Origin of the sequence: Streptomyces sp. SID13031, assembly GCF_010548305.1 — a bacterium.
Taxonomy (GTDB): Bacteria; Actinomycetota; Actinomycetes; order Propionibacteriales; family Kribbellaceae; genus Kribbella.
Genome location: NZ_JAAGLV010000010.1, coordinates 179,652 through 200,809 on the forward strand (window position 1 = coordinate 179,652; position 21,158 = coordinate 200,809).

Consider the following 21,158-nt stretch of genomic DNA (forward strand, 5'->3'; position numbering starts at 1 on the left):
CGCCAGTGGTACGAAATCCCGCCAGTGACGGGGTGAAACGCATGCCCGCGCCCCGAGGGAGGCCGGCTGGGTGGAGTGGCGGGGTTGGATGGTGTGACCGAGCAGGCTGTGACGGAACTGTGACGTAGTGACAACAAAGGCCGGTAGCTCTTGAGAGTTACCGGCCAGTCCTTTGATCGGGAGGGTCATCGGGAAATGAAACAGGCTCAGGATTGCTCCTGAGCCTGTTTCATAAAAGGGAGAAGACCCCTCGGGAACGTTTCCGCCCAAATCGTTTCCCAAGGGGCCTTCTCAAGCCGGGGTGAGGCGCCCGGCGCTTTGGGATCGGGTCACCAACCATGGCTGGCGACCCGAGCTCGTGATCCTCACTCTACTACCGATTCGAGCCATTTTGACCTGCTCGCGGTGACCGTAATCACTCTGCGTGCTGTTCGTAATGTGCGACCTTTCAGTCGCTCCTCGTAACCGAGAGGCTGTCTTCTTGCGATGTCCGCCTCTGCACACATCAACGAGGCCACTCACAAGGGGTTACGAGATTCCGCAAAAGTTTTTTCTGGCCGTGACGCCCCTCGCAGCGCTGCCGCTGGGGCTGGCTTACTGTGGGCCGACCCGTTCGATGAGGCAGGAGAACAATGACCGACATCCTCGATGTTGCGCGTGAGCAGGTTCTGGAGCGAGGGATCGGCCTCACCCAAGAGCAGCTGGTCGAGGTGCTGCGATCGCCGGACGAGCAACTCGACGCCCTGCTCGCGCTCGCGCACGAAGTACGGGTCAAGTGGTGTGGCGAGGAGGTCGAGGTCGAGGGGATCATTTCGCTGAAGACCGGCGGCTGCCCCGAGGACTGCCACTTCTGCTCCCAGTCGGGTCAGTTCACCTCGCCGGTGCGCGCGGTCTGGCTGAACATCCCCGAGCTGGTCGAGGCCGCCAAGGAGACCGCGAAGACGGGGGCGACCGAGTTCTGCATCGTCGCCGCCGTCCGCGGCCCGGACGCCCGGCTGATGTCGCAGGTGAAGGCGGGGATCGAGGCGATCAACGCCGAGGTCGAGATCAACATCGCCTGCTCGCTCGGGATGCTGACCCAGGAGCAGGTCGACGAGCTCAAGGCGATGGGCGTCCACCGCTACAACCACAACCTGGAGTCCGCCCGCTCGTACTTCGGTGACGTGGTCACCACGCACTCCTTCGAGGAGCGCTGGGACACCTGCCTGATGGTGCGCGAGTCCGGTATGGAGCTGTGCTGTGGCGGCCTGGTCGGGATGGGTGAGTCCATCGAGCAGCGCGCCGAGCTGGCCGCGCAGCTGGCCGAGCTGGAGCCGCACGAGGTTCCGCTGAACTTCCTCAACCCGCGCCCGGGCACACCGTTCGGCGAGATGGAGATCATGGCCGGCAAGGACGCGCTGCGCACGATCGCCGCGTTCCGGCTGGCGATGCCGAAGACCGTACTGCGGTATGCGGGTGGCCGTGAGCTGACGCTGGGCGACCTGGGCACGCGTGAGGGCCTGCTCGGTGGCATCAACGCCGTCATCGTCGGCAACTACCTGACCACGCTGGGCCGCCCGGCCACCGCTGACCTCGACTTGCTCGCCGACCTCAAGATGCCGGTGAAGGAACTCCAGAAGACGCTATGACCACAGTGCTCTACTACTGCGGCCACTGCGGCCGCGAAGAAACCGACGGCAGCCACGAGAGCTGCCGCCGGGCGCTGACGATGGAACCACCCCGGTACTGCGACCAGTGCCGCCGCCGGATGATCGTCCAGGTGCACCCCATGGGCTGGACAGCACGCTGCTCAGCCCACGGGGAGCTGTCTTTCAGACAGCCGGTGACCGGAAAGGGAAACAGGCCCATGGGGTCGAGTGAGGAACTGCTCGGGCGGGATGCCACGTTGTTGTGGCATCCGTACTCGTCGTTGAGCGAGCCGGCGCCGGTGCGGGTGGTGCGGGGTGCCGACGGGGTGCGGCTGCGGCTGGATGACGGCGCCGGGGGTGTGGTCGAGGCGATCGACGCGATGGCTTCGTGGTGGTGCATGATCCACGGGTACCGGCATCCGGTGCTGGACGCGGCGGTGAAGGCGCAGGTCGACGACTTCAGCCACGTGATGTTCGGCGGGCTCACGCATGAGCCGGCGATCCGGCTGGCCGAGCGATTGGTCGAGATCACGCCGGAGCCGATCAGGCACGTGTTCTTCTGCGACTCCGGGTCGGTGTCGGTCGAGGTCGCGATCAAGCTCGCACTGCAGTACCAAGTTGCCCGTGGCAACAACGGGCGGACCAGGATGCTGACCGTCCGGGGCGGATACCACGGAGACACGTTCGCGCCGATGAGCGTGTGCGATCCGGTGAACGGGATGCACTCGCTGTTCGCGGGGGCGCTGAAGGAGCAGGTGTTCGGGCCGCAACCGCCGGCCGGGTTCGACCGCGCGGACGACGATCCGGAGTACCTGGCCTGGGCGGCGGCGCTGCGGGCGCTGGCGGCGCAGTACCGCGATGAGGTGGCGGCGATCATCGTCGAGCCGATCCTGCAGGGCGCTGGTGGGATGTATCCCTACAGCCCGGCCTGCTTGAAATTGCTGCGCGAGCTGGCCGACGAGCATGGCTTCCTGCTCATCCTCGACGAGATCGCGACCGGATTCGGGCGTACCGGCACGCTTTTCGCCTCTGAGCACGCTGGGATCGCCCCCGACATCCTCTGTGTCGGCAAGGCTCTCACCGGCGGTTACCTGTCGCTGGCGGCGACGCTCTGTACTACGGAGGTCGCGCACACCGTGTCGGGCGGCCCTGGCGGGGCGCTCATGCACGGGCCGACCTTCATGGCTAATCCCCTCGCATGCGCTGTCGCCTTGGCCAGCGTCGACCTGTTGCTGTCCCAGGACTGGGCGGCGCGCGTTGGTCAGATCTCCGCAGGATTGGCGGCCGGCCTGGCACCGGCAGCTGAGTTGCCTGGGGTGAAGGATGTGCGGGTGCTCGGCGCTGTCGGCGTCGTGCAGCTCGCTGGTCCGGTCGACATGGTGCGGATGACGGATGCCGTACTGCGCCGAGGTGTGTGGGTCAGGCCGTTCCGGGATCTCGTCTACACGATGCCGCCCTACACCTGCACTGCCGAGGAGATCGCCACCATCACCTCCGCCATCATCGAAGCAATTGCCGAGGGCAACTGATGGTGGAGGGCGGAGAGGCGGCCGGGCGGCCTGTCGTTGGCGGCGGCCTGGCGGGCTGGCTCGCGCCGAAGGCAGCGGCGCTCGAGTCGCGGGGGCTGACTCGACGGCTGCGGGCTCGGCCTTCGGATGAGGTTTTGATCGACTTGGCGGGCAACGACTACCTCGGGCTGGCGCGCGATGCGCGCGTGGTCGAGGCGGCGGTGGCAGCGGTCCGGGAATGGGGTGCGGGGGCGACAGCCTCCCGTCTGGTCACCGGTACCACGGCGCTGCATGCAGAGCTGGAGGGCGAACTGGCCGCCTACACCGGGCATGAGGCCGGCCTCGTTTTCTCGTCCGGGTATCTGGCCAACCTCGGGGTGATCACCGCGCTGGGCGGGCCGGGGACGTTGCTGGTGTCCGATGAGCACGTGCATGCGTCGATCGTGGATGCGTGCCGGTTGTCGCGGGCGCGGGTGGAAATCGTTCCACACAACGACGTCCAGGCCGTCGGCAAAGCGCTTGCCGAGCGCAAGGAACCGCAGGCGGTCGTGCTGGTCGAGTCCGTCTACAGCGTGCTCGGTGATGCGGCGCCATTGGAAGCCCTGTCTGCGGTTGCTCTCGAGAACGGCGCGGTGTTGCTGGCTGACGAGGCGCACGGGCTCGGTGTTACGGGTGGCGGTCGTGGTTCGATCAAGGCAGCTGGGCTGGCCGGGGCGGATCACGTGGTCGTCACCATGACGTTGTCGAAGGCAATGGCCAGTCAGGGCGGTGTCGTCCTCGGTCCGGCCGTACTCCGGGAGCATCTCGTCAACCGCGCCCGCTCCTTCATCTTCGACACCGGCCTCAATCCGGCCGCCTGCGCCGCTGCGTTGGCAGCGTTGCGCATTCTGATCGAGGAACCGGCGCGGCCGGAGGCGGTCCACACCACCGCTGCAAGGCTGGCCGAGGTCTGCGGCGTCACGCCGTCGGCCGGTGCTGTTGTCTCGGTGCCGATGCCTGGGCCTCGCGAGGCGGTTCGGGCCGCTGAGTTGTGCTTGGCGGACGGAGTACGGGTTGGCAGTTTTCGGCCGCCTTCTGTTCCTGATGGGATCAGCCGGCTTCGGCTCACTGCTCATGCGGGGCTCTCGGCCGAAGACCTCGATCGGGCGTGCGAGGTCATCACCACAGCGATCCAGGAGGTTTCGTGAGCGGGGTTCTGTTCGTCACCGGTACCGATACAGGGGTTGGGAAGACCGTGGTCACGGCCGCCCTGGCGGCGAGTGCGGACGGATCGGTCGCAGTGCTGAAGCCCGCCCAGACCGGCGTCACCGCTGACGAGCCGGGCGACCTGCAGGAAGTGCAGCGGCTGACCGGCCTGACCGAGCTGCATGAAGGCGTCCGGTTGCTCGATCCGCTGGCACCGACGACGGCCGGGCGGCGGCAGGGGGTCGCGCTGCCCTCGGTCGATGAGCACGCCGAGACGATCGAGAAGCTGGCGCTCGACCATGACCTCGTTCTGGTCGAGGGTGCGGGCGGACTGCTCGTCGGGCTGGATGACGACGGCAACGACCTGGCCGATCTCGCTGCCCGGCTGGAGATCCCGTTCGCCTTCGTGGTGGTCGCCCGCGCGGGGCTGGGCACGTTGAACCACGCCGGGCTGACGGTCGAGGCGTTGCGTGCGCGAGCGCTGCCGATCGCCGGTCTGGTGATCGGGTCCTGGCCCGCCGAACCGGAGCTCGCTGAGCAGTGCAACCTGGACGACCTGCCGACGACGACCGGCGTACCGGTGATCGGGCGGATCCCGGAAGGCGCGGGCGCGCTCGACCGGGAGAGCTTCGTCGCCGCGGCGGCCGGCTGGTTCGACTGACATTGCACCTTTGACATCGCCCCGTGTCTACACTCGGGCGGTGACCCACTGCCCTGCCCGGTATGACGAAAAGCTGGGTATGTGGGTCGTCGACGAGCCGGGTGAGGTGCGCGAGATCCTGCTCGATCCGGCGACGTTCCGGCCGGACAATGCGGTGCTGGCTCACACTGCGCTGAGCGTGAAGGCCCTGCGGGTGCTGCAGGGAGTCGGATTCGCGCTGCCGCCGACGCTGGCCAACAACGCGGGCTCTTCGCACCGGCCGATCCGTGCTGCGGTGGCTCGATTCTTCAGCCCGGCTCGGGTCGCCGCCATCGAGCCGCTGACCCGCAGGCTGGTCTCCGAGCGGGTCGAAGCGGCTTTGGTGGCGTTGGACTCCGGCCCGGTCGATCTGGTCGAAACGGTCGCCGCTGAGCCGCCGGCGTTGGTGTTGCTGGACATGCTCGGGCTGCGCGACGTCGACGTACCGGCGTTGAAGGCGTGGAGCCGGGACTCGCTCGAGCTGTTCTGGGGTTGGCCAACTGAGGATCGGCAACTGGAGCTCGCGCACAGTGCCGCGGAGTTCTACGGCTGGTTGCGGCAGCGGGTGGTGGCGGCTCGACGGTCGCCGGGGGAGGACCTGTTCGGCGTACTGGTGTCGCTCGGGTTGAGTGATGAAGAGGTGTGTGCGGTCGCCTACTTCCTGCTGATCGCCGGCCAGGAAACGACGACCCAACTGATTTCGACGGCTTTCCAGCGGTCGCTCGGACAGCGCCTGGACCCCACCGAAACAGTCGAGGAGGTACTGCGCGAGTCGTCGTCCGTTCCCACTTGGCGTCGGGTCACGGCCGGGCCTGCGGCGGTCGGTGACGTGGAGCTGCCCGCGGGTGCGCCGATCCTCCTCGGGCTGTCCGGCCACGGCGGCCTGGCCGAGCTCGCCTTCGGTCTGGGCCTCCACCGCTGCCTCGGCGCCGGCCTGGCCCGCCTTGAAGCCCGGGTTGCACTGGAAGTCGCCGCGCCGCTACTGGCTGCAGTACGGGCCGTGGAGCCGGAGCCGCCGATGATCGACCTGCTCTCGTTCCGGGCGCCCGCTCGCTTGGTGGTGTCCGGCGCGATTACAGCCTCACTGACCTGCACCGATACCCTTTGTGGGTGACTGAGCATGAGCTGGTTCTGGTCGTCGACTTCGGGGCGCAGTACGCGCAGTTGATCGCGCGCCGGGTGCGCGAGGCGAAGGTGTACTCCGAGATTGTGCCGTCGTCGACGCCGGTCGAGGAGCTGCTAGCCCGGAATCCGAAGGCGATCATCTTGTCCGGCGGCCCGCAGTCGGTGTACGCCGAGGGCGCGCCGCGAGTCGATTCGGCGCTGTTCGAGGCCGGGGTGCCGGCCTTCGGGATCTGCTACGGGTTCCAGGCGATGGCGCAGACGCTCGGCGGCGAGGTACGGCGTACAGGGCTGCGCGAGTTCGGCCGGACGCCGGTCACCGTGAGCGAGCCGGGCACGCTGCTGGCCGGCATCCCCGAGGACCTCAGCGTCTGGATGTCCCACGGCGACGCGGTGCACGCGCCGCCGGCCGGCTTCGCAGTACTGGCTGCTTCCGAGGGGGCGCCGGTCGCAGCCTTCGAGGACCTGGACCGGCAGCTCGCCGGCGTGCAGTGGCACCCGGAGGTGCTGCACTCGCAGGCCGGGCAGGCTGTGCTCGAGCACTTCCTCTACGACATCGCCGGCTGCAAGGGCGACTGGACCACGACCAACCTCGTCGACGAGCAGGTCGAGCTGATCCGCAAACAGGTCGGCGACAAGCAGGTGCTCTGCGGACTGTCCGGCGGCGTCGACTCCGCGGTGGCGGCGGCCCTGGTGCACAAGGCGATCGGCGACCAGCTGACCTGCGTGTACGTCGACCACGGGCTGCAGCGCGCGGGTGAGTCCGAGCAGGTCGAGAAGGACTACGTCGCCGCGACGGGCATCCGGCTGGAGGTCGTCGACGCGGAGGACCAGTTCCTCGGCATGCTGGCCGGCGTCACGGATCCGGAGCAGAAGCGCAAGATCATCGGCCGGGAGTTCATCCGGACCTTCGAGGCGACGGCGCGCAAGCTGGACGCCGAGCGGCACATCGAGTTCCTCGTCCAGGGCACGCTTTACCCGGACGTGGTCGAGTCCGGCGGTGGTACCGGGACGGCGAACATCAAGTCCCACCACAACGTCGGCGGGCTGCCGGACGACCTGCAGTTCTCGCTGATCGAGCCGCTGCGGACGCTGTTCAAGGACGAGGTCCGCGAGCTCGGCCTGGCCCTCGGGCTGCCCGAGGCGATGGTCTACCGGCACCCGTTCCCCGGCCCGGGCCTGGCGATCCGGATCGTCGGCGCGGTCGACCGGGAGCGGCTGGACATCCTCCGTGCCGCCGACCTGATCGCCCGCACCGAGATCACCGCGGCCGGCCTGGACCGCGCCATCTGGCAGTTCCCGGTGGTCCTGCTCGCCGACGTCCGCTCGGTCGGCGTCCAGGGCGACGGCCGGACGTACGGTCACCCGATCGTCCTCCGCCCGGTCACCAGCGAGGACGCGATGACCGCCGACTGGGCCCGCCTCCCGTACGACGTCCTGGAGAAGATCTCCACCCGGATCACGAACGAGGTCGACGAGATCAACCGCGTCACCCTCGACATCACCAGCAAGCCCCCGGGCACCATCGAGTGGGAGTAGTCCCGCACCTGGCAGGCTCGGTGCAGCTCATCGTGGTCCGGCACGGCCAGTCGACCTGGAACCAGGACCGGCGGTGGGCGGGACAAGCAGATCCACCACTGACCCAACTCGGCCGCGACCAAGCGGCTGAGCTGGCTCTCAGCTGCCGCGCCGCAGGGATCGGAGCCGTGCTGTGCTCCGATCTGAGCCGGGCGCGAGAGACCGCCGCCATCGTCGCCCGGACGCTGCAGCTCGGTGAGCCGATCGAGTCGCCAGACCTGCGGGAGCGATGGAGCAGGACCCTCACGGGTCTTACCGCCGACGAGATCGAGGCCACCTTCCCCGGTGCCCTGTCCGCGTGGAGAGACGGCAGCTCGACGAAGCTGCCGGGAGACAGCGAAGCCTTCGATCCGTTCGCTGTCAGAGTCCGCCGGGGCCTGGAGACTGCCGCCGGACTCGCGCCGGTGGTCCTCGCCGTGGCTCACGCCGGCGTGCTCCGCGCCCTGGCAGAACTCACCGGAACCCCCACCGAACCCCGGCCGGCGAACACGACCGGCCGACGGTTCGTGCTCGACGCCGGCCGGCTGAGGGACAACGGGCCGGCCTTCGCCACCCCGTAGTACGAACCCTTCGGCCGTGCGGACTGTTTGTGGGTTCCTGAGAGTTCCTGCAGAATTCGGGGGGATCGGTTGTGAGGCCGTGGATCGAGATGCAGAGTATGGAGCGTGGGGACGTCCGTGCGTGGGGTGGGGTTGAGTCGACGGCGGTTACTCGGGTTGGGGGCTATGACAGCCGCGACCGGTGTAGCCATGGTCGCTACGTCGGGGGCGGTGTCGGCCGATACGTACGGGTCCGGACAGCTTGCGCCGTGGGGCGGTCTCGCGCGCACGATCTCCAGCGACGAGCAGATTCGCGTGGTGCTCGCGGGTGACGGGGTGTTCACGTTCGGCGACAGCATCGCCGTCCAGGACGGTGATGACCTGGCCTGGCGGTTCACTGGGCTGACCGGCAAGGCGATGGCCATGCACAACTGGGCCGGTGAGCCCGCCGAGGCCGCGGTCGACGCGTTGCAGGAGTGGGCGACGAAGTACGGGTTGCCGCGCCGGATCGTGATGGCGACCGGGACCAACGACATCTTCAAGCCACCGGCGTTCGGCCCGCAGGTCGACCGCGCGCTGCGGATCATCGGGCCGACCCGGACACTCTTCTGGGTCAACACCTTCGTGTCCCGGACCAGGGAGTCCGACCTGGTCCAGCGCGCCGACCGCCGCAACTGCGCCTGGGTCAACCGCCAGCTGGACGACGCCGAACGCCGCAATCCCAACCTGCACGTCGTCCGCTGGTCGGAGTTCCTCGGCGAGGTGAAGTACCCCCACCGCTATCTGCGGGACGGCCTGCACACCTCCGTCCCGCTCGGCCAGCACTGGCGCAACGAGCTGATCCTCCGGGCCCTTCAGAACCCCCCGGCAAGCCCAGGCTCGCGCCCTAGCGCGCGTCCGTGAGCCGCGTCTCCAGGGTGGCGGCCTCGTCTGCGCGGCCGAGGGCACGGAGGCGGTCGAGCAGGAGGTAGCCGGCCCGGTACCAGAGGTCCTCCCCGACGGGAGTCGACTCGAAGATCTCTCGGGCCAGTACGTCGTCCGTTGAGCCGTGCTCGGCGATGAGCAGTCGCGCGTTGATCAGCTGGCCTTCGAAGCCGCCGCGTTCGTAGTACTCGGCCGCCTGGCGCGCCTGCTCGACAGCTGCCGTGGCCTCGCCCTTCTGCAGCTCCAGCAGCGCCAGGTCCCAGTGGATCCCGGCCTGCTGGAAGATCACCACCTCGTCCGCCGACGGAAGCGTGTCGAGCACGGGCTGGGCCTGGTCGAGCAGCCGCTTCACCTGGTCGAAGTCGCCGCAGTACCGGGCCGACTGACCCGCGAGCCGCAGCGCCTGGACATACTCGATCGGCTGCTCCGCAGACTGGAAGTACTCCGCAGCAGCCACCAAGGCATCGACTGCCTCCTGATCGCGGTCCATCCGCTCGAGCAGCATGCCCTCGTCCTTGCGCAGCAGACCGAGCCAGTGCGGATGCGCGTCCTCGGGCGCGTCCGTCAACTGCGCGCGGACCTTCGTCAGCGCCGCGTCCAGCTCGCCGAGAGCCCGGTACGCATCAACCAGTACGCCGCGTGCGTCGGCCAGTGTCCAGGCGAACTCAGGGGTGCTCTCGAGGACCGGTGACGCCTCCTCAGCCGTCTCGGCCGCCTCCAGCGCGCGCCCGGCCAACAGGTAGGCACGGGCCAGATCGACCTGGCAGAAGGCGACATGAGGCTGCGAGACCGGCAGGCCGGCGGCGATGGCGATCGCCTCTTCCAAGTCGTCGACAGCCTCGGTCGCACGGTCCAGCTTTGCCCGGATCCGGCCGCGCTGCCGGTAGGCCAAGGACCGTGGCAGGTCGTCGCTACTGCTCAGCCCAGCTGTCGCAGCCGCCTCGGCCTCGGGAAGCCGGTCCAGCTGGACCAGCAGATTGCTCATCAGGATCGCCGAGCTGGCCAACTGGTCGGCGTCGGTCTCGGGCAACGTGCGCGCGGCCTCGAGCTCCGCGACCGCCTCCTCGAAGCGTCCGTCCTGGGCGTACATCGTCGCCAGCGAGTCCTGCCAGCCGGCCCGGCGGCGGGGTTCGTCGTTGGCGATCAGCCAGCGCATCGGCTCCTCACCGGTGGCGAGCGCCTCATCGATCTGGCCGAGATGACCGAGCATCCGCGCGATCCGGGCGCGGTTACGCAGCAACCGCGCCTCTTCGCCCAGCTCGGCGTACAGGGTGAGGGCCGCGCGCCAGGAGTCGAGCGCCGCCTCGGGCTCCTCCTGCGAGTTCAGACCCCGCAGGTCGAGCAGCCGCGCCCGGTCCAGCGGCGTACGGTCCGCTTCCGCGACCTCTGCCTCGTAGGACTTCCAGGCTGCGACCGCCTCGTCACGCTGGTAGTTCTGCCAGGCTTCCTCAGCCTTGTCGAGCCACTCCCGCCCAACCGGTACTGCGGCCTGCGAGTCGGCGGCGGTCTGCAGTACCTCCACCTGAGTCACGTCAGGCTGCTGGGCTTTCGTTTGAGCCCGCACATGCGCCCGGCGCGCTGTCTCGCTCAGCGGCAGGTACTCGACCCACGGCTCAGCCGTCAGCACAGCCTGGACGACCTCGCTCTTGTGGGTGGTCCCATTGCGCTCGTCGAAGCGGGCCGCGAGGCCGAGCGCCCTCTCGGCCAGCTGCTCGGCGAGCTGCCCGGCCGGTACGTCGTCGCCCTTCGGCTGCCGGATCATCGGGTCCTCGCCGCTGATCCGTCGCAACGCCAGCGACGCAGCCGCTGCGAAGTTCATCTCCGCGAGCGTGCTCGGCGGATCGTCGAGTTCACCCAGATGCCGCTCGACCAGCTCGACAGCCCTTGTTTCGTTGCCGGTCCGCGCACAGAAGACGACGTGATCGGCGTACGAGTCCAGCTCACCCGGCAGGTTGCGCAAGGCCCGGTAGGCCCGCCGATGCGCGTCCACTGCTTCGGAGTACATGCCTTCGGCAACATAAGCCGGCAGCAGCTGGGTCAGCATCTGCTGCGGCTGCTCGTTACAGGTCAGCGATCCGTCGAGAACCCCGACAGCCAGCGCCACCGCGTCGGCCGGGCGATCGGTGGTGATCAGGTGGATGACCTTCGAGGTCGGGTCGCAGCCGACGCAGTCCGACAACTCGTCCCGCGGCGCTGTCGACCAGAGCCGGTACTGCTCGGCTGCTGTCTCGACATCGCCGACGTGATTGGCGACCAGCCATCGGTGCTGGTGCACCGCGTGCATGCTGTGGCCGCCCGTGCGCCACCGGCGTTCCATGTCGTCCAGGACGGCGTGAGTCTGCGCCAACGGCACCTCGGGGAACTTGCTCAGCGTGCTCGGCGCGTACTTGAACGTCCACAGGAACGTCTGCGTGTGGTCGCTGTACCGCTCCGGCTCCGCATCCCAGTCGGCCACGCAGCGCGCGAACGGCACCAGCGACTTCCGTGCCTCGCCGCCCATCACATACGCCGACACGAGGCTGAGCCGCGAGTAGAACGCGAGCTCCTGGTTCTCCGCCGCGTCCGCCCGGCGAACCACGTCCTCCAGCAACGCCGACCGCGCCTTCCCGTACGGCGCGCTCTGCGCGCGATGCAACCGATCGACCAAGTCGTCGCTCATCGGGAGTCCTCCTGGGACGGGACAGCCTGGTCGAGCAGGCCGAGGAAGGAGCGGTTCACCAAGGCGGAGTCCGCGGGGCCGATCGGGTGGTAGCCGAGCATCAACGCGTGCCCGTAAAGGCCTTCCACGGCCAGCCGGGTCAGCTCAGGATCGGTCAGCGAGACCATCCGGCGTACCAGCGGGCTGCGGTGGTTGAGCACCAACTGTGGTCGGCTGTCGTCGTGGGTGTCGAGCGCGCCGAGCACCTCGGACCACAACGCGTCCGCCTTGCTCTTCGTACTGCGAAGCTCAGCGGCGAACTGTGCCGACCGGTCGACCAGGTAGATCGCGGGCAGCCCAGCCGGGTCGAAGGCGCGGACGACAACCTCACAACCGACCGCGTCGAGCGCCTCCTGAGCAAGCCGGATGAACGGCCGCAGCGCGAGCTCGGTCGCCGGGTCGAGGCTGTCGAAGCTGGTGCTCAGCTCGGTCGGATCGAACCGGCTCGTCGTCAGCTCGGGGACGACCTCGGGCAGCCGCTCGAGCAGCTCGCTGTCGTAGGTATAGCCGCCGTTGACGACCGTGATCTGCTGGGCCGCGGCGACGGCGGCGAGCTGCCGGAACTCCTCGATCGTCGCCACATAACGGATCTCGCCGTGCCGCTCGTGCAGCTCGGCGGCCGTCATCCGGCCGTGGTTCGTCTCGAACCGCAGCCAGCGATAGACCAGCCGGAGCATCTCGTCGTCGTGCAGCGCGAGCGCCTTCACCCCGAGCTGGTGGATGCCGAGGAACCGGTCCAGCTTCTGCGGATCGGTGCTGCCGAGCCGGACCAGCCAGCCGCGCAGCTGGGCGCCGAGCGCCTCCCGGGTGGCCTCGAGGTTGCCGTCGTCGAAGAGCGCCTCGCGGCTCGCGGTCGGGCGCAGCTCGGAGGTGTCGATCACGGCGCGAACGAAGAACGCCCAGTCCGGCAGCAGCCCCTCGACGCCTTCCGCGAGCAGCATCCGCTTGAGGTAAACGCGATGGGTCGCGCGCTCGGCCGGGTTCGCGGGGAAGGGCAGCACGAAGGCGACCCCGGTCAGCCCGGCGGCCGGGATGTTGAGCGGGATCACGTCGAAGGGGGTGAAGCCGAGCTTGTCCTGCGCATAACCGACCAGCTCCGCGCGCTGCGCCGCAGTACCGGAGGCTTCCCAAGGGGCTCGGCCGTCCGTCACCTGCTCGCCGTTGACCCGGATCTCCAGCGGGAGCAGGGCGCCGAAGAGGCGGATCAACTCGATGACGGTCGCAGGCTTGTACCACTGCTCGGCGCCGCGTCTCGCGGTGAGCGTGACGGTGGTACCGACCTCGTCGCGGGGTGCGGTCTCCTCGAGCGAGTAGCGGCCGTCCGCCGTACCGATCCAGAGCGTGGTGGGGCCGCCGGCCGGGCGGGTGACCACCTCGATCTCCTCGGCCACCATGAACGCCGACAGCAACCCGATCCCGAACTGGCCGAGGAACTCGGTCCGCGCAAAGCCGATCTCGTCGCGCTTGGAGCTGCGGCCGATGGTCGCCAGCAACTCGGTCACCTGGGCAGGCTCCAGCCCGATCCCGGAGTCGCTGACGCTGATCCGCCGCTCGTCCACCTGGACGTCGATCCGCCCCGGCGCGGCCGGCTCCCCGGCCCGGCGCGCGGTGATCGCGTCCACGGCGTTCTGCAGCAGCTCACGCAGGTAGACCCGCGGACTGCTGTACAGATGATTGCTCAGCAGATCCACAACCCCGTGCAGATCGACCTGGAACTTCTCGCTCCCCATCCCAACCCCCTCGTGCGGCAGGCACACGCTACTAGTACTGGAAGTCCACGTCCGAGTTGGTGACCCCTGGATTTCCCGGGACACTAGTCTTCAGGGGTGAATCTCGAACAGCTCATCGCGCAGGTGGACAGTCTGGTCTTCGGGACGGATCCCGCCGCGGCGCTGGAGCCGTTCGGGCGGGCCGTGGCGGTCTTCGACGCGGAGCCGGATCCGGAGCAGCTCGACAGTCTGCTGACGACCTTCGCGTACGTCGTGCTGCAGTTCGACGAGTACGCCGGGTTACCGCTGGATCGCACGCTGGAGATCCTCGACGACCTGGAGCGGCGTCATCTCGATGCCGCGAACAGTCTGCGGATCGTGCACTTCTGCCGCTGGCTGCTCGCCCGGCAGGTTGGCGACGCGGAGTTGGCGGAGGCGCAGTACCAGGCCTGCCTCGCGGCTCGGCGGGACGACTTCGCCTGGTGCGAGGGCTGTGAGCAGATCTACCAGGTCAGGCACCTGATCGAGACCGGTCGCGCGGCCGAGGCCGTCGCGGTGGCCGAGCAGGCTTTCGCCACCCCGGTTGATGGTTGCCATCAGCAACCACACGCGCTGCTGGCCGCCGCGTTGCCCGGCTACGTCGCGGTCGGTGACCTCGACGCGGCGGCCGACGCCCATCGGACGGCGTACCGGCTGGTCCGCAACGATCCCGACGAGTTGTTCGCGCACTCCCAGCACATCAGGTTCTGCGTACTCACGGGCAACCAGGAACGGGCCGAGGAACTGGTCGAGCGGCACCTCGGCGGGCTCGAGGCGGATGTCTCGTCCGCTGATGCGCTGGCCTTCTGCGCCGCGGCCGGGCGGGTGCGCGGCGAGGGCGAGTTCACCGAGCGGGCTTGGCGGCTGGCGGCCGAGTTCGATCACCGCAACGGGACCAGGTACCAGAGTGAACTCCTGCGATCGTCGCTGGCCGAGCGCCCGTGGGTCGATCAGCTGGAGTTGCTCGGTGACGGTGGTTGCGCCGAGCAACTTGCCGCGGTCCGCTCGGCGCCGGACGACCCATGGGCGGGCTGGGAGCTGGCGAAGGCGCAGATCGAGATGGCGCACCGGATGCACCTCGACGGCCGCAACATCGAGGCCGCCGAGATCGGCGAGCAGGCACTGGTGGCGCTGGCCGATCCGCGGATCGCCGACCTGGCCCAGCTGAACAGCCTGAACGTCCTGCGGAACGTGCTGTTCGCGGCATACCTGGATCTCAACGAGCCGCACGCCGCACTGCCCCAGGCCGAGCTGGTACTGGCGAATGTGCCGGCCGACGCCGGTCCGGACTGGCTCGGCATGATCCTGCGGAAGAAAGGCGAGCTGCTCGAACAGCTCAACCGTGACGCCGAAGCACGAGACACGCTGATCGCCGCTGCGGCGCAGTACGGGCTGGCTGCGCAGTTGCACGAGCAGGTCGCGGCACTGCGGCTAGCGGCGCAGTCGGCGCGCTACATCGGCGAGCTGGACCAAGCGGAGAGCCTGCTCGGCGAGGCCCGCGTGGTGGTTGACCAGTTGCCAGCGGACGACCTGCGGAGTCCGACGAGCGATGCGGTGGTGCATTGGGAGCTCGCGCTGGTACGGGACATGCAGGGGCGGTTGACCGAGGCGATCGAGCTGGCCATCGTGTCGGCTGATCTGTATGAGTCGGTGGGGCAGCTGGAGAGCGCCTCGAACGCCCGCGACTACATCGAGAACCGGCAGGCGAGGCTCAGGGCGTCCGGCTCTTGAGCGCCTCGATGCCGTCGAGCAGCCGGTCCAGGCCGAACCGGTAGGACTCGTCGGCAGCTTCACGGGTGCCGTCGCCGTAGCCCTTGGCGTTCCAGATCGCCGTCATCGTCGGGTGCCGGTCGACGTCGAAGTACGTCTCCCAAAGGTCCCACCGCTCGTGCCACCAGGCGTCGTGGCTCTGGCCGGTCTCCCGCTCCAGTTGCTCGCTCTCGGCTTCCAGGCCGGCGGCCGAGTCGATGTACGTCGTGATCGCCAGCGCGGCCGTGTTGGTCTGCCGCGGGGAGAGCTCCAGTACTGCGCAGGCTGACAGCAGGTACTCGCGGGCGGCCAGCATGCCTGGCCCGACGGGTGGCCGGATCGTGGAGATGCTCGCGAGCCACGGGTGCCGGTGGAACATGGCGCGCGTCTGTTCGGAGTACAGGTTGATCTGGTCGCGCCAGCTGCTGGGACGCGGTACGCCGGGGGCGGGGAGGTCGCGCTCGGCGAGGACCTGGTCGACCATCAGGTCGAGCAGCTCCTCCTTGGAGGGGACGTAGGTGTAGAGCGTCATGGTGCCGACGCCGAGCGCCTTGGCGACACCGCTCATCGACGCGGCCGGGAGGCCCTGCTCGTCGGCCAGGGCGATACCGGCGTCGACGACCTTGTTGAGATCGAGGGTCGGGCGGCGGCCGAGCTTGGTTGCGGGGCCTGGTTGAGGGGCCGGCTGGTGGTTTCGCCAGAGCAGAGCCAAGGTGCGGTCGGCCGGACCGCCACCGCTGTGCCGCACTGCCATCGGCCCTCCCGTTCCCGCCGTCTTGCTGCCATCTTTCCCGCTGTCGCCGAACTTTCTCATATGCGCTGACTTGCTATTCTCGTATACCATACGGGAATGACGATTCTGGTGACGGGTGCGACGGGCAGTGTGGGGCGACTGCTGGTGAACGAGCTGGTGTCCGCGGGCGCACCGGTGCGGGCTTTGACCAACAACCCGGTGAAGGCTGCTTTGCCTGCCGGGGTGGAGATCGCGGAGGGGTATCTGGGGCGTCCGTCGAGTTTGCCGGCGGCGCTGAAGGGGGTGGACACGGTCTACCTTGCACCGCTGCCTGCTGTGGTGGACGACTTCGTCGTCTGTGCGTTGGAGGCCGGCGTGCGGCGGGTCGTCGTGTTGTCGGGGGAGCCTGCGGAGTACGAGTCGCAGGGGGATCCGGCGAACTGGCACTACTACCGGCTGGAGCGGGCGATCGAGGACGCGGGGTTCGAGTGGACTCATCTGCGGCCGGGGCAGTTCATGAACAACACGCTGGACTGGGCGTCTTCGATCAAGAGCGAGGGGGTGGTGCGGGCGCCCTACCCGTCGGCGGTGCAGACGCCGATTGATCTGGCCGACATCGCGGCGGTGGCGCGGGTTGTGTTGCTGGATGAGAGCTATACGGGGCGCAAGCTGACGATGAGCGGGCCGGAGGCGATCACTCAGCCGGAGGAGGTGGCTTTGATCGGGGCGGCGATCGGGCGGTCGTTGCGGTTCGAGGAGTTGTCGCGGGAGGAGGCGCTGGCGGCGTGGGCGCCGGTGATGGGGGCGGGGACGGCGGAGTGGTTGCTGGAGGGGTTCCGGGTGATGTCGGAGTACCGGATGACACCCGAATCGACCGTGCTGGAGGTGACCGGGCGGCCGGCGCTGGCCTATCGGGAGTGGGCTGTGCAAAACGCCTCGGCCTTCTGGTGATTTGAAAGCTGGGCGAACATGTGTTCGACTGTTCTCCATGCGATGGGCCGGGCAGGGGATCGGGGCGGAGGCGCCAGGGGCTTTGCCTGGGCTGGGGTCGATCGCGGGGCTGGTGCGGAGTGTGACGACGCCGGAGTTCCGCGGGGTGACGTTCCATGAGGTGCTCGCGCGCTCGGCGCTGAACTCGGTGCCGGGCTCGGGGATGCCGTTCAACTGGACGATCAACCCGTACCGCGGCTGCACCCACGCCTGCCGGTACTGCTTCGCCCGGCCGAGCCACCGGTATCTCGAGCTGGACACCGGGCTGGACTTCGACCAGCAGATCGTGGTGAAGACGAACGTGGCCGACGTCCTGCGCCGCGAGCTGGCCCGGCCGTCCTGGCGTTGCGAGCAAGTTGCCCTAGGCACCAATACCGATCCGTACCAGCGGGCGGAGGGGCGCTATCGGCTGATGCCCGGCATCATCGAGGCGCTCGCCGCGTCGGGCACACCGTTGTCGATCCTGACGAAGGGAACGCTGCTGCGGCGCGACCTCGACGTACTGGCCGCTGCCGCTGAGGAGGTGCCGGTCGGGCTGGGCGTCTCGCTGGCGCTGGCCGACGAAGACCTTCGCCGGCTGGTCGAGCCCGGGGTGCCGTCGGTGCGGGGCCGCTTGGACTTGATCCGCGCGATTCGTGAAGCAGGCTTGCCTTGTGGGGTGATGGTCGCTCCGGTACTGCCGTGGCTGACCGACTCGGCCGAGCAACTGGACCACCTCTTCGGCGAGCTGGCAGAGGCCGGCGCAACCGGCGTCACCACGCTGGTCCTGCACCTACGTCCGGGCGTGAAGGAGTGGTTCATGACCTGGCTCGCCACCGAGCGCCCCGACCTGGTCACCCGCTACGACCAGCTCTACTCCCACGGCCCCAACGCCCTCCAAAGCTTCCGCAACGCCTTCGAGCACAAGGCCCGCCCCCTCCTGGACAAACACGGCTTCGGCCGCGCCTCCCGCCACCGCTCGTCATCCAACGGAGTAGTAGAAGCCCCCGGCCCCGGCTCCCAATCCGGCTGGGGCGAACCAGACCCCACCAACGCCCGCTTCCGCCCCCGTCAACAACCAGTCGGCTACGCCACCCGCCGCAGCTCATCCCGCCGCGCCCCGGCCCCCGTCCCACCGGTTCTCCCCACGCCTGACCAGCAAACCCTCTTCTAATCCGGCTCACCGTCCCGACCCTCGCTTCTGCCGCACCTGACGCACCCGAGCCCCCAACCGCGTCGGACAGTCAGCCGCTGCCAAACGGCGCTACCGCGAGCACAACTCGCAGTACCGCCAGCGCCCCAGAGCCTGTTGCGGAATACCCCGAAGAGGGCTGAGGAGGCAAAGGGGCCGGTTTGGGTGGTAACAAACTTGCACCCAGAGACGAAAAGTTTCCGCGTAGATCGACCCGGACCTCAGCAAGCGCATACCCGGGGCCGACCCGGCCGAAAATGACCCACGGAAGAGTCAGAAGAGCCGCAAATACCCCGTCCGAGGGCGACGCCCGCCCCGAAGCAGGCTAGAACCCTCTCGATCCGCCACCCGCCTTCGCCGCATACTCGGCGTTGACTCCTTGGTCTTGGCTGGGTTAGCGGGTGGTGAGGATTTCTGGGCCTTCGGGGGTGATGGCTACTGTGTGTTCGGCGTGGGCGCCTCGGGTTTGGTCGGCGGAGCGGAGGGTCCAGCCGTCCTGGTCGATGACGTAGACGCTGCCGGGGCCGTGCCAGAACCAGGGTTCGATGGCGATCACGTGGCCGGGGCGGAGTTTGAGGCCTCGGCCGGGATGGCCGCCGTTGGGGACGTGGGGTTCTTCGTGCATGCGGCGACCGATGCCGTGGCCGCCGAAGTCGAGGTTGGTGCCGACGCCGGCTCGGCGGCCGATCTCGCCGATGGCCGCGCCGACGTCGCCCAGCCGTGCGCCCGGTACGGCGGCTGCGATGCCCGCTGCCAGGGCCTGCTCGGTCGTCTCGATCAGCTCCAGGTCTTCGGTGCGCGGAGTGCCGACGGTGAAGCTGGTGGCCGAGTCGGCGCACCAGCCGTCGATCGAGGCGCCACAGTCGACGTTCAGCAGGTCGCCGTCGGTCAGCCGTAGATCGCTGGGCAGTCCGTGCAGTACGGCGTCGTTCACCGAGGTGCAGATGACGCCGCTGAACGGGCTGGTCGCGAACCCGGGCTGGTATCCCTCGAACAGCGACACCGCCCCCGCGGACCGGAGTACGTCGCGAGCCACCTCGTCCAACTCGCGGAGCGAGACGCCGACCGCCGCCTCTTTCTTCACCGCTGTCAGCGCCGAGGCGACCACCCGTCCGGCGGCGCGCATCTGTTCGATCTCGGCCGCCGTCTTCAATTCCACCATCCGCTGAGTCTATTCATCGTCGGGGCCCGATCGTCCGAAGCTTCAACCTTTTCGCTCGCCGCAGCGTCTCCCCAGTAGATCCGCTCACTGCGGACGGGCGACTTCGGGGGCGACAGATGAGCAGGTACTGGGGTAGAGCCGTCGCAGCGGTACTGCTGGTTGCCGGGCTGGTGGCTGTGACCGGCTGCATCGCGGACACACAGGCCGCGGAGTACCAGCCGAACACCTCCGGCCCGACGAGCAAGCCCGACAAGCCCGGAGCAGCCGGACAGCAGAAGCCGGACCAGCTGACTCTGGTCGCAACCGGTGACGTGCTGCTGCACGAGCGCCTCTGGAACACAGCCAAACGCGACGGCAGCAACGGCGAGTGGGACTTCGCCCCGCTGCTCGCCGGGGTCAAACCACTCGTAGAACAAGCAGATCTGGCTCTCTGTCACCTGGAGACGCCACTCGGTACGCCGCCCGCCGGCTACCCACTCTTCCAAGGCCCGCCGCAGATCGTGCCGGCTCTGGTGAAGACCGGGTACGACGCCTGCTCCACCGCCAGCAACCACAGCTTCGACCAAGGCGCGGCCGGGATCGACCGTACCCTCAAGCTGCTCGACAAAGCCGGCCTGAAGCACACCGGTACGGCGCGCACTCCCGAAGAGGCCGAGACACCCACGATCGTCACTGTGCAAGGCGTGAAGGTCGCCCTGCTCAGCTACACCTATGGCTTCAACGGCCTCCCGTACCCCGACGGTCAGACCTGGCGGGCCGGCAAGCTCGACGTCGGCAAGATCAAGGCGATGGCCCAGAAGGCGCGCGACAACGGCGCCGAGATCGTCGTGGTCAGCTGCCACTGGGGCGACGAGTACTCCAAGACCCCCAACGACCAGCAGCGTACGGTCGCGCGCCAACTCCTTGCCGACAGCAACATCGACCTGATCCTCGGCCACCATGCGCACGTCGTCCAGCCGGTCGAGCAGCTCAACGGCAAGTGGGTCGTCTACGGACTCGGCAATCTGGTCGCCGCCCATCGGCAGCCGGCGAGCACGAAGTCCGAAGGCCTGCTGATGAAGTTCACCTTCCGCAAGGACGGCGACCGCTGGAAGGCCGACGCGCAGTACGCGCCGCTGCTGATGACCGACACGCTCCCGGTCCGCGTCCTCGAGGTACAACGCGAACTCGCCAAGCCCGGCAGCTCCGCAGCCAAGAAGGCCCGCCTCGAGCTGGCGCAGCGGCGTACCAGCGAGACTGTCACCTCGCTGGGCGCGCAGCCGAAAATGCTTTGATGACAGGCGATCCAGGCTCTAGGGTCGATCGCATGTCTATCAACTATTTCGTGATGGTTCGCCGTGCCCGCCTCCGGGCAGGCGAGGGGTGCCTGGGGATGGCATCCGCTCGATAGTCGTTGGTCCGCGCCGACGCTGGTGATCTCCGATTGCCGGCGCGCCCGTTCAGGGTCGTCTCCAGTCCGCCGTACGGGATCTCCACCGCGCTGCTCAAGAGGCTGCTCGCGCCAGGCACTCGCCTGGGGTCGGCCGACCTCGTCCTGCAACGCCAAGTGGTGAACCGCTGGATCAGCCACCAAGCACCGGCAGCCGCCAGATGGAGCCGGTACTACGACCTGTCGATCGGGATCCGCCTTCCCCGCAAGGCCTTCTCGCCCCCACCCCACGTCGATTCCGCCGTCCTGGTACTGCGTAAGCGCAGCCGGACCCGAGCGTAGAAACCCAAGGCCCCCGCTGCTCAGAGGTGAGCA

At 68.6% G+C, this 21,158-nt stretch carries 17 protein-coding genes; 13 read left to right on the forward strand and 4 right to left on the reverse strand.

The window, feature by feature from the left end; translation table 11 throughout:
- The first annotated feature begins 632 nt into the window (after positions 1 to 632).
- From bioB to G3I17_RS21180, 8 genes are all read left to right on the forward strand, one after another.
- Positions 633 to 1,628, forward strand: a complete 996-nt coding sequence (bioB, locus tag G3I17_RS21145) for a biotin synthase BioB (RefSeq protein ID WP_164598924.1) — start codon at positions 633 to 635, stop codon at positions 1,626 to 1,628.
- Between the two features lie 218 nt (positions 1,629 to 1,846).
- A complete protein-coding gene (locus G3I17_RS21150) occupies positions 1,847 to 3,157 on the forward strand; it encodes an adenosylmethionine--8-amino-7-oxononanoate transaminase (RefSeq protein WP_164599200.1) in 1,311 nt (436 codons plus the stop codon).
- Positions 3,158 to 3,204: 47 nt separating this feature from the next.
- Positions 3,205 to 4,323, forward strand: coding sequence for an 8-amino-7-oxononanoate synthase (locus G3I17_RS21155; RefSeq protein WP_239062759.1), 1,119 nt, complete (start codon positions 3,205 to 3,207; stop codon positions 4,321 to 4,323).
- Positions 4,320 to 4,982 carry a dethiobiotin synthase gene (bioD, locus tag G3I17_RS21160; protein ID WP_164598928.1) on the forward strand — a complete coding sequence of 221 codons (663 nt, stop codon included), beginning with the start codon at positions 4,320 to 4,322 and terminating at the stop codon, positions 4,980 to 4,982. The genes G3I17_RS21155 and bioD overlap by 4 nt, the downstream gene beginning before the upstream one ends.
- Before the next feature lie 40 nt (positions 4,983 to 5,022).
- Positions 5,023 to 6,114, forward strand: coding sequence for a cytochrome P450 (locus G3I17_RS21165; protein WP_203590537.1), 1,092 nt, complete (start codon positions 5,023 to 5,025; stop codon positions 6,112 to 6,114).
- A complete protein-coding gene (gene guaA / locus G3I17_RS21170) occupies positions 6,111 to 7,661 on the forward strand; it encodes a glutamine-hydrolyzing GMP synthase (protein WP_164598931.1) in 1,551 nt (516 codons plus the stop codon). Before G3I17_RS21165 ends, guaA begins: the two co-directional genes overlap by 4 nt.
- Before the next feature lie 20 nt (positions 7,662 to 7,681).
- Positions 7,682 to 8,260, forward strand: coding sequence for a histidine phosphatase family protein (locus G3I17_RS21175; RefSeq protein ID WP_164598933.1), 579 nt, complete (start codon positions 7,682 to 7,684; stop codon positions 8,258 to 8,260).
- 165 nt (positions 8,261 to 8,425) lie between these two features.
- Positions 8,426 to 9,142 carry a hypothetical protein gene (locus G3I17_RS21180; RefSeq protein ID WP_164598935.1) on the forward strand — a complete coding sequence of 239 codons (717 nt, stop codon included), beginning with the start codon at positions 8,426 to 8,428 and terminating at the stop codon, positions 9,140 to 9,142.
- Here the strand turns inward: G3I17_RS21180 and G3I17_RS21185 are convergent.
- Positions 9,126 to 11,822 carry a hypothetical protein gene (locus tag G3I17_RS21185; protein WP_164598937.1) on the reverse strand — a complete coding sequence of 899 codons (2,697 nt, stop codon included), beginning with the start codon at positions 11,820 to 11,822 and terminating at the stop codon, positions 9,126 to 9,128. The genes G3I17_RS21180 and G3I17_RS21185 overlap by 17 nt on opposite strands.
- Positions 11,819 to 13,591, reverse strand: coding sequence for an HSP90 family protein (locus tag G3I17_RS21190; protein ID WP_164598939.1), 1,773 nt, complete (start codon positions 13,589 to 13,591; stop codon positions 11,819 to 11,821). Before G3I17_RS21190 ends, G3I17_RS21185 begins: the two co-directional genes overlap by 4 nt.
- 96 nt (positions 13,592 to 13,687) lie before the next feature.
- Here G3I17_RS21190 and G3I17_RS21195 point away from each other — a divergent pair, with 96 nt between their 5' ends.
- Positions 13,688 to 15,340 carry a hypothetical protein gene (locus G3I17_RS21195; RefSeq protein WP_164598941.1) on the forward strand — a complete coding sequence of 551 codons (1,653 nt, stop codon included), beginning with the start codon at positions 13,688 to 13,690 and terminating at the stop codon, positions 15,338 to 15,340.
- Here the strand turns inward: G3I17_RS21195 and G3I17_RS21200 are convergent.
- Positions 15,321 to 16,112 (reverse strand): TetR/AcrR family transcriptional regulator, encoded by a 792-nt coding sequence (locus G3I17_RS21200; RefSeq protein ID WP_164598943.1) that lies wholly within the window; start codon positions 16,110 to 16,112, stop codon positions 15,321 to 15,323. The two genes, G3I17_RS21195 and G3I17_RS21200, sit on opposite strands and share 20 nt — an antisense overlap.
- A gap of 96 nt (positions 16,113 to 16,208) precedes the next feature.
- Between G3I17_RS21200 and G3I17_RS21205 the strand changes: the two genes are divergently transcribed.
- Both G3I17_RS21205 and G3I17_RS21210 read left to right on the forward strand, forming a co-directional pair.
- The gene (locus tag G3I17_RS21205; protein ID WP_164598946.1) at positions 16,209 to 17,042 is read left to right on the forward strand and encodes an NmrA family NAD(P)-binding protein; all 834 of its coding nucleotides are present in this window, start codon (positions 16,209 to 16,211) and stop codon (positions 17,040 to 17,042) included.
- Positions 17,043 to 17,079: 37 nt separating this feature from the next.
- Positions 17,080 to 18,234, forward strand: a complete 1,155-nt coding sequence (locus G3I17_RS21210) for an Rv2578c family radical SAM protein (RefSeq protein WP_164598948.1) — start codon at positions 17,080 to 17,082, stop codon at positions 18,232 to 18,234.
- A gap of 412 nt (positions 18,235 to 18,646) precedes the next feature.
- Here the strand turns inward: G3I17_RS21210 and map are convergent, their stop codons facing one another.
- On the reverse strand, positions 18,647 to 19,414 hold the full coding sequence (map, locus tag G3I17_RS21215; protein WP_164598950.1) for a type I methionyl aminopeptidase: 768 nt from the start codon (positions 19,412 to 19,414) through the stop codon (positions 18,647 to 18,649).
- A 116-nt stretch (positions 19,415 to 19,530) separates the two neighbouring features.
- Between map and G3I17_RS21220 the strand changes: the two genes are divergently transcribed.
- Together G3I17_RS21220 and G3I17_RS21225 are read left to right on the forward strand one after the other, a co-directional pair.
- Positions 19,531 to 20,688 (forward strand): CapA family protein, encoded by a 1,158-nt coding sequence (locus G3I17_RS21220; RefSeq protein WP_164598952.1) that lies wholly within the window; start codon positions 19,531 to 19,533, stop codon positions 20,686 to 20,688.
- A gap of 149 nt (positions 20,689 to 20,837) precedes the next feature.
- Positions 20,838 to 21,125, forward strand: a complete 288-nt coding sequence (locus G3I17_RS21225) for an rRNA adenine N-6-methyltransferase family protein (RefSeq protein ID WP_203590539.1) — start codon at positions 20,838 to 20,840, stop codon at positions 21,123 to 21,125.
- The last annotated feature ends 33 nt before the right edge of the window (positions 21,126 to 21,158 follow it).

What these genes read in the sequence shown, in the direction of transcription:
- map (WP_164598950.1), bottom strand. Translation starts at nt 19,414, where the DNA reads ATGGTGGAATTGAAGACGGCGGCCGAGATCGAACAGATGCGCGCCGCC.
- G3I17_RS21220 (WP_164598952.1), top strand. Translation starts at nt 19,531, where the DNA reads ATGAGCAGGTACTGGGGTAGAGCCGTCGCAGCGGTACTGCTGGTTGCC.
- bioB (WP_164598924.1), top strand. Translation starts at nt 633, where the DNA reads ATGACCGACATCCTCGATGTTGCGCGTGAGCAGGTTCTGGAGCGAGGG.
- G3I17_RS21150 (WP_164599200.1), top strand. Translation starts at nt 1,847, where the DNA reads ATGGGGTCGAGTGAGGAACTGCTCGGGCGGGATGCCACGTTGTTGTGG.
- G3I17_RS21210 (WP_164598948.1), top strand. Translation starts at nt 17,080, where the DNA reads ATGCGATGGGCCGGGCAGGGGATCGGGGCGGAGGCGCCAGGGGCTTTG.
- G3I17_RS21200 (WP_164598943.1), bottom strand. Translation starts at nt 16,112, where the DNA reads ATGGCAGTGCGGCACAGCGGTGGCGGTCCGGCCGACCGCACCTTGGCT.
- G3I17_RS21190 (WP_164598939.1), bottom strand. Translation starts at nt 13,591, where the DNA reads ATGGGGAGCGAGAAGTTCCAGGTCGATCTGCACGGGGTTGTGGATCTG.
- G3I17_RS21180 (WP_164598935.1), top strand. Translation starts at nt 8,426, where the DNA reads ATGACAGCCGCGACCGGTGTAGCCATGGTCGCTACGTCGGGGGCGGTG.
- G3I17_RS21185 (WP_164598937.1), bottom strand. Translation starts at nt 11,822, where the DNA reads ATGAGCGACGACTTGGTCGATCGGTTGCATCGCGCGCAGAGCGCGCCG.
- G3I17_RS21205 (WP_164598946.1), top strand. Translation starts at nt 16,209, where the DNA reads ATGACGATTCTGGTGACGGGTGCGACGGGCAGTGTGGGGCGACTGCTG.